The organism is Massilia sp. NBRC 108631, from assembly GCF_059704565.1.
In genome coordinates this window covers 1-13,857 of record NZ_BAAKJE010000146.1, presented here as the reverse complement: position 1 = coordinate 13,857, position 13,857 = coordinate 1, and the positions used below count along the sequence as shown (strand labels likewise).

The window sequence follows — 13,857 nt, the reverse complement described above, 5'->3', positions numbered from 1 at the left end:
GCGCTTCGGCGGTCAGGCTGACGTCCGAACGCAGCACCGCGATGCGGCGTTCGGCCGCCAGCCCGAATAAATGCCGCAGCAGCGCCTGCCCGATGCCGCGCCCGGCATACGGCGCGGCCACGAAGAACATGTCGATGTAGCCCGAGGGCTGCAGGTCGGTGAAGGCGGCCAGTTCGCCGTCCACCTCGGCCACCCAGCTCTGGTTGGCGCGCATGCGCTGTTCCCACAATGCGGCATCGTAGTCGTCCGGCGCCCACGCGCGCAGCTGTTCGGCCGTGTAGTCGCGGCTGGCCAGGCCGTGCACGGAGGAGTGGAAGATGGCGCGCAGCAGGGCCTCTTCGCCGCGCTGGTAAGGTCGGATCTGCATGCGGCTATCTTACTCCGCCGCTTTGCCGCCTGTCCGCGTGAAATCGCAGATTGGCCCCGTCAATCTGCCGTTTGTCGCGCGCATGCAGCGGCGCGCCAGCCGCTTTGCTATCTTGATCCTGTCCCCGCTAAAACGAGAACAGCGGTGACCGCCAGGTCAACCAGCATACGGAGAAACACCATGAAAAGAACATTCGCCGCAATGGCAGCCACTGCCGCTCTGTCCTTCCTCGCCGCCGGCGCCGCCGCCGGCCCGCAAGTCGTCGGCGACAGCGCCGACAGCGTGCAGATCAAGCGCGCGGCCTACAAGCTGTCCCCATCCGAGTTCAACGACTACGCCCACCTGTTCGTGCTAAGCAATGGCACCAAGATCAAATTCGCCAACAGCGTCAACCGCTACTACGCCGAGCTTCCCGGCGCTGGGCGCGTCGAAATGTATCCGCAGGCGCCGGGCGTGTTCAAGACCGCCGCCGGCACCCGCTTCGAGTTCCGCGAGCAGGGCGGGCTGGTCGCCATCGACAAGCTGGAGCGCCTGCCGATGGCGCAGGCGATGCCGGCCAAGGGCGTGACCGTCCTGGCCCGGCGCTAGCCGGCCGAAGCGCGCCCCGGCCCACGGCGCTATGGGGAAGCGCGCCGGGATAGAAAGAATCAGTGAAATCGGCGCTTACGCTCCGCCGTGCGGCTGCTAGTATGAAATGATGCTGCAGCGGCCTTTCCGCTGATGGGAGCGCATCATGAAAACTTATCTGGGCGCCGTCGTGGGCGCAGCCTTGGGCCTGGCAATGTTCTGCGCGGATGCGGAAGCGCAGTCGGACAGCGTGCAGATCAAGGCGCCGCAGCAGGCGCCAAAAGTCATGCGCCTGGCGCCGGGCGAGTTCGACGAGTACGCGGCATCCTACGATTTGAGCAATGGCGAGCGCATCGCGTTCTCCCAGCGCGGACAGCGTTATTTTGCACAGTTGGGGGGCGAGCCGCGGACCGAGCTGCTGCCGCGCGCACCCGGCGTGTTTATCACGCCTGCCGGCGCGCGCGTGGAGTTCAGCAACAAGGGAGCTGAACTCACGATACGCAATTACGAACGGCTCGTCACCAGCGCTGTGCTGCCTCCCGGCACGGTGATGATGGCGGTGCGCTAAGCTACGCCAGGCTGGCCGCGTGCGCGCGGCGGTCCGCCACGCGGCGCTCCGGGCGCTGCGGCGGGGCCGTGTCCAGCCGTTCTTCCAGCAGCGCGAAGATTTCGTCCTTGGACAGCACGTAGCGCTCCAGCAGTTCTTCCTTCACCGATTCCATGACGGCGCGGTAGTCGCCGATGGCGCCCAGCGTGTAGCTGTACAGCTCGTCGGCCTTGGCTTCCACTTCGGCCAGCGTGTGCTCGTTGTTGTCGTGCTTGAACTGGCTGTAGTCCAGCTTGGAGCGCGAGTACATCGACAGCTGGTTGACCATGGTGTCCAGCATGCGGGTGGCTTTCTGGATGTCGTTCTGGCTGCCCACGGAAATGCCGCGCGCGCCGTAGAACAGTTCCTCGGCCGCCACGCCGCCGTACAGCTGGATCACATCCTGCTCCAGCTCCTCCAGCGTGCGCAGCGCCATATCGTCGCCGGCCGACAGCACATAGCCCAGCGCGCCCAGTTTCGAGACCGATTCGGTGCTGATTTTCAGCAGGTGCGACTTTTCCTTGATCTCGGCCAGCGGCAGGCCCTGGCGCAGGTAGGGATCGATCTGCATGAAGAAGTGGCCCAGTTCGTGCAAGGCGATGCGCTCGCGCTGGCGGCTCTTTTCAGCCGTGGTGGCGCGGTCGGTCAGGCCGATGGTGGCGCGCTCGAAGGCGCGGAACATCAGGCCGGTGTCGATGACCTTGCCTTCCTGGATGGCGATCATGCTGGCGCGCTCGACCACGGTCTCCAGCACCGCCGGACTCAGGTTGGCGGTGATCTCGGCCACCTGGTTCAAGTCCAGCTTGTTCCAGTCCACGCAGCCTTCCTGCTTGCGCTTGAGGAAGGATTCCACCAGCTGCGCGCGTTCGTTCTTGTTCGGCAGGCGGAAGTTGATCTTCACCGAGAAGCGGCGCAGCATGGCTTCGTCCATCTGCGAGCTGGCGTCGTCGAAGTTGGACGCCACCACCCAGATCACGCCCGCGCCGTCGTCCTTCTTCACGCCGTCGAGCAGGCCAAGCAGGGTGTTGGCGGTGTCGTCTTCCCACTTCTTTTCGCCGCGTCCGCGCGGCATGAACAGCGCCTGCGCCTCGTCCAGGAAAATGATGCAGGAGCCGCGTGCGCAGGCCTTCTTGTACAGCGCGTTCAGTGCCTTCGAGCCGCCGCCGATATAGCCCGATTCCAGCGCCGAGCCGGAAGCCTGGATCAGCGGAATGTTCAGGCGCTTGGCCAGGTAGCCTGCCAGCTTGGTCTTGCCGGTGCCCGCCGGGCCGGTCAGCATCACGTTGAAGGGCTTGTCGATGTTGTGCGACTGGTAGACGCGGCGGTTGCGTATCATGTCTTCCAGGTGCAGCACTTCCTGCTTGATGTCGTCCATGCCGATCAGGTCGTCCAGGCTGCCCTTCAGCTGGTCCGGCGAAATCACGCTGGCGCTCATGCCCATGCCGGGAATGCCGAATTTCAGGCCCAGCAGCAACAGCAGCACCACGGTGATGTCGAACGCGTGGCGCTGCAGGAAGTCGCGGGTGGGCGCCAAGGCGCCGCCGTCGTCCTGCAGCACGGCCTTGTGGCTGGACAGCCATTCTTCCTGCGCAATGCCGTAGGGAATGCCGTTGCGCAGCAATACCTCACGCTCCAGGCTCAGGTGGGACGTGCTGGGCACTTTCACCACGTGCAGCTCGGGCGCGTCCTTGAACTTGTAGATGTAGCGCGGCGCTTCCGACAGCGGCTTGGCCACCAGCAGGTAGTCCAGCCGCTCGCGCTGGGTTGCCAGCGCGGTGATCTCGGCGATGTTCTGCGAGCGCACCACCGGGCTGGTGTCTTGCGCCACATTGCTGCGCCAGGCGGCCAGGCCGACGGCCAGCGCGATGGCGGCGAGCAGGGCAATACGGACCCAAGTATTCTTGAGCGCGAGCTGAAGCTTATAGATGTTGAACATGGTCTTTGGACTCGGCAGACTGCTGGCGGGCTGTGGCCAGAAGATGTCGTACAGGGGCTGGAGCGCAGGGTGGGGCGGTGGCCAGCGTTGCTTTTAAGCATGCCCTAGGGCAATGGATATCGAGCACTATAGCGTGCTCTGCCTGTTTTGTGTGCAGTCGGCGCAGAAAAAAACGGACTCAGCCACAGCGTGGACAGCTTGATAATGCCTTGATTACAAGGACTATTTTCGTTTTTCCAACAACGCGTACTTGCGCTCCAGGCGGGCGTACGTGCCGTCGCGGCGCATGCCGTCCAGGGCCGCGTTCAGCTTGTCCACCAGCGCGTCCGGCAGGGCCGGATTGCAGGCCAGGTAGACCTTCACCTTGTGGAAAGTCAGCAGCGGCGCCAGCTCGCCCCGCTCGATGGCGGGGAACTGCGCCAGCGCGTGGTTGCCGGAACGCATGCCTATCGCCCACAGGTCGATGCGGTTCAGCAGCAGCTTTTTCGGGTTGGACGCATCGCTCTGCACCGGCTCCACATGGAAACCCCGGGTGCGCAGGAACTCGTCACGCGCGTCGCCATGGTAGGTGCCGATGCGCAGCGGGCGGGCGTCCTCCAGCGTGCGCAGCGGAAACTTGTGGTCGGCGCGGCCGATGAACACCCATTCGGACTGGTCGGTGGGGCCTATCCATTTGAACTGGTGCTCGCGCTCGGGCGTGCGGGAGGTGGAATAGACGCAGGTGGCGGGTTGCTGCAGCGCCAGGGTATAAGCGCGTTTCCAGGGCAGGATGTCGATCTGGTAGGGCACGCCGGCGCGCAGCAGCATGGCCCGGATCTTGTCCGTTTCGCGGCCGGTAACCTGGCCGTCTTCCTTCCAGCTGGCCGGCGGCGAATGCTCGCCGGCGATGAACAGCGCGCCCGGCAGCCCGGCCACGGCGGGCGCGGCGGCCAGCGCAGCCCCCAGCAGCGTTGTCATAAAAATCAGTCTTGTTGCCATGGATACTTTATTAACAGCACGCAGCCTACCATGGCAAGCCGCGCGGCGCGCTATTGCGCGCGGCGGTACAGCCGGAAACGTTCCTGGCGGTCGGAGGCGCGGCGGCCTTCCCACAGCTGTTGCCAGTGCGGCGCGCGGTAGGCCGGCGCCAATTCGGCGCTGTCGTCCATGCGGATGTTGTCTTGCAGTAATAGCATCTGGCACTGCTGGCCCGGTTTGCCGAACGGCAGCTTGCCGAAATACACGAAGGAGGCGCGCTGGGCCGGGGCGACATTGGTTTCCACGCAGCCGGTGCCGGGCGGCACCACGGCGGCTGCCTGGCGCGCCACCGTGGCGTAGCTCTTGCTGTAGTTGGCGGCCGGCAGGAACAGGGTCATGGCCAGGATCCATACCAGGATCAGGCCGCCGGACGACAGCACCACCGCGCGCCACAGCACGGCCGGCTGGCGCGACAGGCGCCAGTGCACCAGCATGAACCAGCCGATGGTGGCGCAAAAGGCCACCAGCACGGCCGGCGCGCGGAACTCGGGGTTGAAGCCGGGCACCAGCTTGAGCGCGTTGTGCGCCGCCTTGGCCGGCCAGCCGGTCAGCATGGCGCTCCAGAACAGCCACAGCGTGGCCGCGCACAGGGTCAGCACCATGACGGAGAACCAGTCGATGGCATTGATGGCGCCGCGCTTCATGGTCAACAGGCCGAAGGCGGCCATGATGGCCAGCGGCGGCAGCAGCAGCAGCAGCTGGCCTTGCTCGGGCGCCGGGTGGCACAGGGCCAGCAGCGTGGCCATGCCGGTGAAGGTGACCGGCACCACGATGTGCAGCACGCGGCGCTGGCGGCGCCAGGCGTACACGGCCCAGGCGGCGAACGGCCAGGCCGGCCAGAAGAACCACACGCCCACGCGCAGGAAGTAGCCCAGCGACTGCGGCGTCGGCAGCGCGATCTGCGCGTAGTTCCATTGCATCCACGCGCCCAGCTGGGCGTCGCCATGGCTGAGCACGGCGGGCAGCAGCCACGGCATGGTGGCCAGCGCGCCCACGCCGGCCGACACGGCCAGGTGGCCCAGCGTGCGGCCGGCCGGCATGGCCAAAAATTGCGAGCACAGCAACAGGGCCAGCACCAGGAAGGCTGGCGCCAGCCAGCCGCGCGCCAGCACCATCAGGCCGAGCGCCAGGCCGATCAGGGCGGCGTTGCGCACCGAGGGCAGTTCCATGTAGCGCACCGAGCGGTACAGCAGCAGCGACAGCAGCGCCACTTGCAGCGGTTCGGCGGTGGTGACATGGCTTTGCACCAGCAGGCCCAGGCAGCCGAGGTAGATCAGGCTGGCCGCGTCGGCCAGCGTGCGGCCGAAGTCGTCCGGCGCGGGCTGGCCGCCGAAGGCCAGTTTCAGCGGCTGGGCGTCCTGGCGACGGCCCAGCGCGAAGGTGACGTACCACAGCGACAGCACGCCCAGCAGGAAGACCATGATGGTGGACACGCGCGCGGCCAGCACGTCGCCCATCAGCCAGCCGAACAGCTTGATGCAGGCCGCGCCCAGCCAGAACGCCAGCGGGCCTTCGTCGGGCATCGGCAGGCCGGCGATATTGGGCCACAGCCAGTCCTGCACGCCGCCTTGCGCCATGGTCCACATGATGCCGAAGCTGGCGGCGTCGTCGCTCTTCCACGGTTCGCGGCCGATCAGGCCCGGCAGGATGTACAGCAGGAACAGGGCGTAGATGGCCCAGCGGGGCAGGGCCAGGGTGGCGGCGGCGGGCAGACGGACTGGCTTCATCGGCAGGGGCGCAAAAAGAAATGAGTATGAATGAAAAAAAGGCAGCCGTAGCTGCCTTTTTTCTCGCACTGGGGCAGATTAGCCTGCAGCGACGGAAGTCTTGGAACCGACGGAACCGAACTTCTGGCGGAATTTCTCAACGCGGCCAGCGGTGTCGACGATTTTGTGCTTACCGGTGAAGAATGGGTGCGATTCAGCCGACACCTCGATCTTGACCAGAGGGTATTCTTTACCTTCGTGTTCAATTTTTTCGCGGGTCTGGATGGTCGAACGGGTGATGAACTTGAAGTCGCACGACAGGTCGTGGAACACCACTTCGCGGTAGTCTGGATGGATTTCTGGTTTCATGTGCTTCTCTCTAGGGGTAGGTAGCCAAACAGCACTTCGTCGGTCGTCCAGCTTCTTGACCCGATTGCCGCTCACTTGCCAGTGGTTAAAAACAACCGTCGATTATACAGCGGATAAAAAAAAGCGGCAAGCCGGGTGGCTTTGCCGCTTTTTCATGACGAAACGGGGGAATTAACCGCCTCTTCTCATCATGTCGAAGAATTCCAGGTTGGTCTTCGTGGCCTTCATCTTGTCGAGGATGAACTCCATCGCTTCGATCTCGTCCATCGAGTACAGCAGCTTGCGCAGGATCCAGATCTTCTGCAGCTGGTCGGCCTTGATCAGCAGTTCCTCGCGGCGGGTGCCGGACTTGTTCAGGTTGATGGCCGGGTAGACGCGCTTCTCGGCCAGGCGGCGCTCCAGGTGCACCTCCATGTTGCCGGTACCCTTGAATTCCTCGTAGATCACGTCGTCCATGCGCGAGCCGGTTTCGATCAGCGCGGTGGCGATAATGGTCAGCGAGCCGCCTTCTTCAATGTTGCGGGCAGCACCGAAGAAGCGCTTCGGACGCTGCAGCGCGTTGGCGTCCACACCGCCGGTCAGCACCTTGCCGGAGGCCGGGATCACGGTGTTGTAGGCGCGCGCCAGGCGGGTGATCGAGTCCAGCAGGATCACCACGTCTTTTTTCATCTCGACCAGGCGCTTGGCTTTTTCCAGCACCATCTCGGCGACCTGCACGTGGCGGGTGGCCGGTTCGTCGAAGGTCGAGGCGACCACTTCGCCGCGCACCGAGCGCTGCATCTCCGTCACTTCCTCTGGACGTTCGTCGATCAGCAGCACGATCAGCGTCACGTCAGGGTGGTTGGCGGTGATGGCGTGCGCGATGTGCTGCAGCATCACGGATTTGCCGGACTTCGGCGAGGCCACCAGCAGGCCGCGCTGGCCCTTGCCGATCGGCGAGATCAGGTCGACGATGCGGCCGGTGATGTTCTCGGCGCCGTTCATCTCGCGCTCCAGGCGCAGCGGCTCGTTCGGGTGCAGCGGCGTCAGGTTCTCAAACAGTATGCGGTGCTTCGACGCTTCCGGCGATTCGCCGTTGACCTTGTCTACCTTGACCAGTGCGAAATAGCGCTCGCCGTCTTTCGGCGTGCGCACTTCGCCTTCGATCGAATCGCCGGTGTGCAGGTTGAAGCGGCGGATTTGCGAAGGCGAGATATAGATGTCGTCGGTCGACGCCATGTAGGACGCGTCCGGGGAGCGCAGGAAGCCGAAGCCGTCCGGCAGCACTTCCAGTGCGCCGTCGCCGAAGATCTGCTCGCCGGACTTGGCGCGCTTCTTCAGGATGGCGAACATCAGTTCCTGCTTGCGCAGGCGGGCCGCGTTGTCGATGTCCAGGCCGATCGCCATCTCCAGCAGGGCGGAGACGTGTAAGGCCTTCAGTTCAGATAGATGCATATGTGTGAGTGTCCCGTGACGGGAAGAAAAAGGTAGGGGAGGGAACTGCGTGGGGTTGATCAATGAGGGAAACGGTGTGGCCCGTTTTCCCCGGCCAAGCAGGCGGTGCTGCGGGCGCAGCGCCGCCTATCTTACTTAAATATTGCTGTCGATGAAAGAGGTCAGCTGGCCTTTTGCCATCGCGCCGACTTTTTGCGCTGCCGGCACGCCGTTCTTGAACAGGATCAGGGTCGGGATGCCGCGGATGCCGAACTTGGCAGGAACGGCCTGGTTGGCGTCCACGTCCAGCTTGGCGATGGTCAGCTTGCCTTCGTATTCCTTGGCCACTTCTTCCAGGATCGGGGCGATGCTCTTGCAAGGACCGCACCATTCCGCCCAGAAGTCCACCAGCACTGGACGGTCGGATTTCAGCACTTCGGTGTCGAAGGATGCGTCGGAGATGTGTTTGATATTTTCGCTCATGTTTTTCCCTCGGTGGGGGGTATGGGTTAGTTACGCCTGGATGATTATGCCACTGTAGATGGATATCGTCTTGACGCTGCCGGGTTACAGGCCGCAGATGGAGACGCTTTCCATGAATTCAACAGATGCCCTGAATGATGGCAAGAGGATAACAGGCGGGAGATGGATCAAATAATAACGCATTTTTGCCGCCTGTGCGGAAAATGCTGTTGTGGCTCGCGGGCAACACATCGATGCGCCATTTCCTGACCGTGCTGCTAGGCGCTGCGGTGCGCCAGGGCCAGCGCCACCAGGTCGTCCAGTTCGGCCGGCGCCACCGGCTTCTTGCAGGCGCCCAGGATGGTCAGCCCCTGCGCCATGGCCAGCCGTTCGGCGGCGCGCAGCACGCCCGCGTCCATGCCCGACAGCAGCACCACCGTGCCGCGGTAGTCGCCTTCGGCCACCAGGCGCAGGAATTCGATGCCGTCCATGTCCGGCATCGACAGGTCGCACACCAGCAGGTCGCGCGGGCCCTGGGCCAGCAGCGCCAGGGCCGCCTTGGCCGAGGTGGCGCTGGCCACGTCGAAGCTGCCGCGCAGCGGGCTCAGTTCGTCGAGCATGTCTTCCAGCAGGGCCAGCATGAAGGAGTCGTCGTCCAGCAGCAGCACCCGCAGCGGGGCCGGGCCGGATTGTTGCGTACTTGTTTGGGCAGTCATTGCGTAGTCGTTGCTTAGTCGTCGTTGGCGAAAGTGGTGTTGTTCATGATGACTTCGGTGATCCGTTCCAGCAGCGGCCACAGCCCGGCGGCCAGCGCGCGCGCGCGCGCCAGCTCCTCCTGCGGCGTGCCGGGCGCCAGTTGCTCCAGCGCCAGGCAGATCTCGGCCATGCCCAGCGCGCCGACGGTGCGCGCCGAGGACTTGATGCGGTGCCCCAGCTCGCGCACCCGCGCCACGTCGCCGCGCGCCAGCGCGCTGTCGATTTCCTCGAAGCCGTCCTGCGTGGTCTGCAGGAACTTGAAGGCGAATTTGCGTATCTTCTGCGGATTGTAGCCGAGCAGCTGCGCCAGCACCGATAAATCGACCACCGCCGGGTCGCCCGCCAGCGTGGGCTTGAAGGCCGGCACGCGCGGGCGCGCGGACGGCGCCGCGGTGCCGCTGTGCAGCGCCGTGTCGCTGTCCTCGGCGCGCTGGGCCGGCAGCCAGTTGGCGATGGTCTGGTACATCAGCGCCGGCTGGATCGGCTTGGAAATGAAGTCGTCCATGCCGGCGTCCAGGCAGCGCACCCGGTCCTCGCTGGTGGCCGTGGCGGTCATGGCCAGCACCCGCAGTTCGGCCAGCTCGGGGTCGGCGCGGATGCGGCGGGTCGCCTCCAGGCCGTCCATCAGCGGCATCTGCACGTCCATCAGCACGCAGTCGAAGCTGGCCTGGTGCAGCAGGGCCAGCGCTTCCTGGCCGTTGTTGGCCAGGCACACCGAGCTGCCGGCCTCCTCCAGCATTTCCAGCGCAATCTGCTGGTTGAAGGTGTTGTCCTCCACCAGCAGGATGCGGGCGTCCTTCAGCGCGGCCATGACGGCGGCGGTGCGTGCGCTGGCCACCAGCTCGGCGGCCGCGTCGCTCACGCTGCTGATCAGCTGCGGCACCGCGCGCGGCGACACGCCCAGGCGCGCGGTGAACCAGAACGTGCTGCCCTGGCCGGGCGCGCTGCGCACGCCGACCTCGCCTCCCATCAGCTGGGCCAGCTGCTTGCAGATGGCCAGGCCCAGGCCAGTGCCGCCGTATTCGCGCGTGGTGGAGGTGTCGGCCTGCTGGAAGGACTGGAACAGCTTGCCCATTTCCTCGTCCGACAGGCCGATGCCATGGTCGCGCACCTCGAAGCGCACCAGGCAGTTGGAGGCGTCGCTGACGGCATTGACCACTTTGACCACGATGTGGCCGTGCTCGCTGAACTTGATGGCGTTGTTGGTGTAGTTGATCAGCACCTGGCCCAGGCGCAGCGGGTCGCCGCGCAGCACCGGCGGCAGGCTGGGGTCGAGCTCGAACAGCAGGTTCAGGCCCTTGCCGGCCGCCTTCGGCGCCACCACCGTGGTCAGGGTCTGGATCACATGGTCCAGCGCGAAGTCGACCTGCTCGATTTCCAGCTTGCCGGCCTCGATCTTGGAAATGTCGAGAATGTCGTCGATGATGCCCAGCAGGTGTTCGCCGGCGAAGCGGATCTTCTCCAGGTAGTCGCGCTGGCGCGGGTTGAGGTCGGTTTTCAAGGCCAGGTAGGCCATGCCGATCACGCCGTTCATCGGGGTGCGGATCTCGTGGCTCATATTGGCCAGGAACTGGCCCTTGGCCAGGCTGGCCTCCTCGGCCACCTGCTTGGCCTGGTCGAGCTGCTCGGTGCGCTGCGCCACGCGCTCTTCCAGGTGCTCGTTCAGTTCGCGCAGCGCCTGCTCGGCGTGCTTGCTGTCGGTGATGTCGATCGACATGCAGATCAGGTAGGCCGGCTGGCCGCGCTCGTCGAACACCGGGTTCTTGAAAGTGCGCAAGTGGCGCTGTTCGCGCAAGGTGGGGTTCCACACGGTTTCTTCGTAGTCCAGCATCACGCCGCCGGCGAAGGCGGCCGCGTCGCGGGCGCGGAACGCGGCCAGCTCGTCGGGCGAGTGGAAGGCGCTGTCGTCGCCGCCCATCAGCTCCTCGAAGCGGTAGCCGAACTGCGCTTCGCAGGCCGGGTTCATCAGCAGGAAGCGGCCATCCGGCGCCTTGATGAACAGGCCGGTGGGCATCATCTTGATGATTTCCTGCAGCCGCTGCTCGCCCTGGCGCAGCGCGTCCTCGCTGCGCTTGCGGTAGCTGATGTCGGTCAGGCTGGCCACCGCCATCGGCGTGGCGCCCAGCTCGTCGCGCATCGGCTCGGCGTTCACCGACAGCCAGCACTGGCTGCCGTCGGCCTGGCGCACGCCCATGACCACGCCGCGCACCGACTGGCCCGACACCAGCGCCAGGTACACCGGGTGCTCGTCGCGCGCGAACGGCAGGCCGTCCTCGTGCACGCCGGGCCACAGGCCGGCGCCGGGGTGGGCCGCCGCGCCCAGCATGCGCGCGGCAGCCGCGTTGCTTTCCAAAATCAGGCCGTCGCCGTTGAGCACCACCAGGCCGTTGGTCACCGCGTTGAACACCGACGCCATGCGGCGGCTGGAGTTGCGCAGCGCCTGGTCGGCCAGGCGGCGGTCGTTGATGTCGGTGATCATGGCCAGGGTGCCGGCGTAGGCGCCGCTGTCGGTATTGACCAGGGTGGTCGACAGCAGGCCCCACATCGGCGTGTGGTCCTTGCGGAAGAAACGCACGTCGCCCTGCTCGGCCTGGCCGGAACTGCGGCGGCGCTGGTGGCGCAGCAGCAGCGCCTGGCCTTCCTCGTCCATGAAGGCGCTCATCGGCTGGCCCAGCATTTCCTCGGTCTCGTAGCCCAGCATGCGCGCCATGGTGGGGTTGACGAAGGTGGTCTTGTCGTCGGCGTCGGTCATCCAGATGCCCTCGGCGGCGGTCTGCACGATCAGGCGGTAGCGTTCCGAATTGGCCTGCAGCGCCTCCTCGGCGCGCTGGCGCTGCGTCATGTCGCGCAGCGACAGCACCGACAGGCCCTGGCCGGCCATCTGGATCGGCGCCAGGTGCACCATGGCCGGGAAATGGCTGCCGTCCTGGCGGCGCGCGGTCAGCACGCGGCCGGGCAGGCCGGGCCGGGTGAACAGCTCGCGCGGGCGGCCCGGCGTGCTGCGCATGGTGTCGGGCACCAGCAGTTCCATCGACAGGCCGGCCATCTGCTCGGCGGCGCCGTAGCCGAAGCACTGGGCGCAGGCGCCGTTGGCCTGGCGCACGTGGCCGTGGCGGTCGGCCAGCATCATGGCCGCCGGCGTGGCCTCCAGGATGGCCGCCACGCGCGCCTCTTCGGCGGCGGTGCGCTCGCTGATGTCGCCCAGGGTGCCGGTCATGCGCAGCGCGCGGCCGCTGCTGTCGCGCGCCACCACCATGCCGCGCCCCAGCACCCACTTCCAGCTGCCGTCGCGGCAGCGGATGCGGAACTCGCAGGACAGCGCGGTGCGCTCGGCCTGGCCCGGCCCGGCTGCCGCCTCCGGGACCGGGGCCGGGACCGGCTCGGCAGCGCCGCCGGCCGGCGCCGTGGGGCCCACCGGCGCCATGAATTCGTCGGCCACCCGGGCCTGGTCGTCCGGGTGCACCAGCGCCATCACCTGCTGCGCGTCGGGCTTGAACTCGGCCGGGTCGTAGCCCAGGATGTCGCAGTAGCGCGGCGACAGCGTCAGCGCGTCGGACTGCGGCAGCCAGTCCCACACGCCGTCGCCGGTGCCCTCCAGCGCGAAAGTGGTGAGCTGCTCGGCCTTGCTGGCGCGGTCCTCGGCGGCCGCCAGCGCCGCGTTCAGGCGGCGCAGCCGCAGCGCGCCGGCCACCGCCAGCAGCAGCGCCAGGATGGCCGCGCCGGCGCCGTACTGCCAGGCCGCGCTGTCGGCCGGCGGCTGGTACAGCAAGCCGTCCAGCGGGAAGTTGGCCGGCAGCATGCCCAGGCTGGCGTAGGTGTCGGCGATGGCGCGCCAGCGCGCCGGGTTGCTGTAGCCCAGTTCGATCAAGCGCTGCTCCAGCAGCGGGATGGTGTGCTGGGCCTCGAACATCAGGTGCTCGCGGCTGTGGCTGTTGGGGTAGCGCGCGCGGATCAGGTCGGCGATCTCGCCCGGGTGGGCCATGGCGTACTGCCAGCCGCGCAGGGTGGCCGCGCGCATGGCGGCGGCGCGCTTGGGATGCTCGCGCAGTTCGCTCTCGGTGGTGTACAGGTTGTCGCCGTAGAAATCGATGCCGGCCGCGCGCGGCGAAATCACGTCGTAGCGCAGGCTGGCGCGGTCCAGCACGTAGGGCGCCTCCGAGGTGTAGGCCGACATGGCGTCCACCTTGCCGTTGATCAGATCGTCAAGGTTGTAGCTGTGCGGCACGCTGCGCAGCTGGTCCAGGTCGATGTCCTGCTGCTTGAAGTAGGCCCGCAGTTCTTCGTTGCCGGGCGCCAGCATGAGGCGCTTGCCGCGCCAGTCCAGCGGCACGCCGTTGTCGCCGCGCCGCACGAACAGCGCCGACGCGGAATGCTGGAAGATGGTGGCCAGCACCACCACCGGGTCGCCGGCGGCGCGCTTGAGCAGCAGGGCGCTGCTGCCCACGCCGTATTGCGCCTTGCCTTCCAGCACGGCCTGCACCGGGTCGGCCCCGGGCTGGGCTTCGCGCAGGGTGACGTCCAGCCCCGCCTCGCGGTAATAGCCTTTGTCTTGCGCGGCGTAGTAGCCGGCGAACTGGAACTGGTGCAGCCATTTCAGCTGTACGGTGATGGGCTCGGCCGCGCCGGCGCCGCCCGCCAGCAGCAGGTTGGCCACGGCAGAAGCCGCCGCGCAGGCCAG

The 13,857-nt window shown here is 66.5% G+C and carries 11 protein-coding genes; 2 read left to right on the top strand and 9 right to left on the bottom strand.

Annotated features, from left to right (window positions below; translation table 11 throughout):
• The coding region (locus AC6H42_RS16465) for a GNAT family N-acetyltransferase (protein ID WP_497548493.1) at positions 1 to 367 on the bottom strand (367 nt) is incomplete at its 3' end.
• A 180-nt stretch (positions 368 to 547) separates the two neighbouring features.
• Here AC6H42_RS16465 and AC6H42_RS16460 point away from each other — a divergent pair.
• Both AC6H42_RS16460 and AC6H42_RS16455 read left to right on the top strand, forming a co-directional pair.
• Positions 548 to 955, top strand: coding sequence for a hypothetical protein (locus AC6H42_RS16460; protein WP_157200788.1), 408 nt, complete (start codon positions 548 to 550; stop codon positions 953 to 955).
• 145 nt (positions 956 to 1,100) lie between these two features.
• Entirely contained in the window at positions 1,101 to 1,502 is a 402-nt protein-coding gene (locus AC6H42_RS16455) for a hypothetical protein (protein ID WP_157200789.1), read from the top strand.
• 1 nt (position 1,503) lies between these two features.
• On the opposite strand, the gene AC6H42_RS16450 is transcribed toward AC6H42_RS16455, so the two are convergent.
• From AC6H42_RS16450 to AC6H42_RS16415, 8 genes are all read right to left on the bottom strand, one after another.
• Positions 1,504 to 3,456, bottom strand: coding sequence for an AAA family ATPase (locus AC6H42_RS16450; protein ID WP_057153034.1), 1,953 nt, complete (start codon positions 3,454 to 3,456; stop codon positions 1,504 to 1,506).
• Positions 3,457 to 3,678: 222 nt separating this feature from the next.
• Positions 3,679 to 4,413, bottom strand: coding sequence for a substrate-binding periplasmic protein (locus AC6H42_RS16445; protein ID WP_229418022.1), 735 nt, complete (start codon positions 4,411 to 4,413; stop codon positions 3,679 to 3,681).
• 71 nt (positions 4,414 to 4,484) lie between these two features.
• Entirely contained in the window at positions 4,485 to 6,200 is a 1,716-nt protein-coding gene (locus AC6H42_RS16440; RefSeq protein ID WP_057153036.1) for an ArnT family glycosyltransferase, read from the bottom strand.
• Positions 6,201 to 6,278: 78 nt separating this feature from the next.
• Positions 6,279 to 6,548 carry a type B 50S ribosomal protein L31 gene (locus tag AC6H42_RS16435; RefSeq protein ID WP_057153037.1) on the bottom strand — a complete coding sequence of 90 codons (270 nt, stop codon included), beginning with the start codon at positions 6,546 to 6,548 and terminating at the stop codon, positions 6,279 to 6,281.
• Between the two features lie 171 nt (positions 6,549 to 6,719).
• Positions 6,720 to 7,982 carry a transcription termination factor Rho gene (gene rho / locus AC6H42_RS16430; protein ID WP_057153038.1) on the bottom strand — a complete coding sequence of 421 codons (1,263 nt, stop codon included), beginning with the start codon at positions 7,980 to 7,982 and terminating at the stop codon, positions 6,720 to 6,722.
• A 135-nt stretch (positions 7,983 to 8,117) separates the two neighbouring features.
• Positions 8,118 to 8,444 (bottom strand): thioredoxin TrxA, encoded by a 327-nt coding sequence (gene trxA, locus AC6H42_RS16425; protein WP_057153039.1) that lies wholly within the window; start codon positions 8,442 to 8,444, stop codon positions 8,118 to 8,120.
• 257 nt (positions 8,445 to 8,701) lie between these two features.
• On the bottom strand, positions 8,702 to 9,139 hold the full coding sequence (locus AC6H42_RS16420) for a response regulator (protein ID WP_229418023.1): 438 nt from the start codon (positions 9,137 to 9,139) through the stop codon (positions 8,702 to 8,704).
• Positions 9,140 to 9,153: 14 nt separating this feature from the next.
• Complete coding sequence (locus AC6H42_RS16415) at positions 9,154 to 13,857, bottom strand: PAS domain S-box protein (protein WP_497548492.1); 4,704 nt, start codon at positions 13,855 to 13,857, stop codon at positions 9,154 to 9,156.

Excerpts from the sequence above, each read along its gene's own strand:
- AC6H42_RS16460 (WP_157200788.1), top strand. The coding sequence starts at position 548 with ATGAAAAGAACATTCGCCGCAATGGCAGCCACTGCCGCTCTGTCCTTC.
- AC6H42_RS16455 (WP_157200789.1), top strand. The coding sequence starts at position 1,101 with ATGAAAACTTATCTGGGCGCCGTCGTGGGCGCAGCCTTGGGCCTGGCA.
- AC6H42_RS16450 (WP_057153034.1), bottom strand. The coding sequence starts at position 3,456 with ATGTTCAACATCTATAAGCTTCAGCTCGCGCTCAAGAATACTTGGGTC.
- AC6H42_RS16445 (WP_229418022.1), bottom strand. The coding sequence starts at position 4,413 with ATGACAACGCTGCTGGGGGCTGCGCTGGCCGCCGCGCCCGCCGTGGCC.
- AC6H42_RS16440 (WP_057153036.1), bottom strand. The coding sequence starts at position 6,200 with ATGAAGCCAGTCCGTCTGCCCGCCGCCGCCACCCTGGCCCTGCCCCGC.
- AC6H42_RS16435 (WP_057153037.1), bottom strand. The coding sequence starts at position 6,548 with ATGAAACCAGAAATCCATCCAGACTACCGCGAAGTGGTGTTCCACGAC.
- rho (WP_057153038.1), bottom strand. The coding sequence starts at position 7,982 with ATGCATCTATCTGAACTGAAGGCCTTACACGTCTCCGCCCTGCTGGAG.
- trxA (WP_057153039.1), bottom strand. The coding sequence starts at position 8,444 with ATGAGCGAAAATATCAAACACATCTCCGACGCATCCTTCGACACCGAA.
- AC6H42_RS16420 (WP_229418023.1), bottom strand. The coding sequence starts at position 9,139 with ATGACTGCCCAAACAAGTACGCAACAATCCGGCCCGGCCCCGCTGCGG.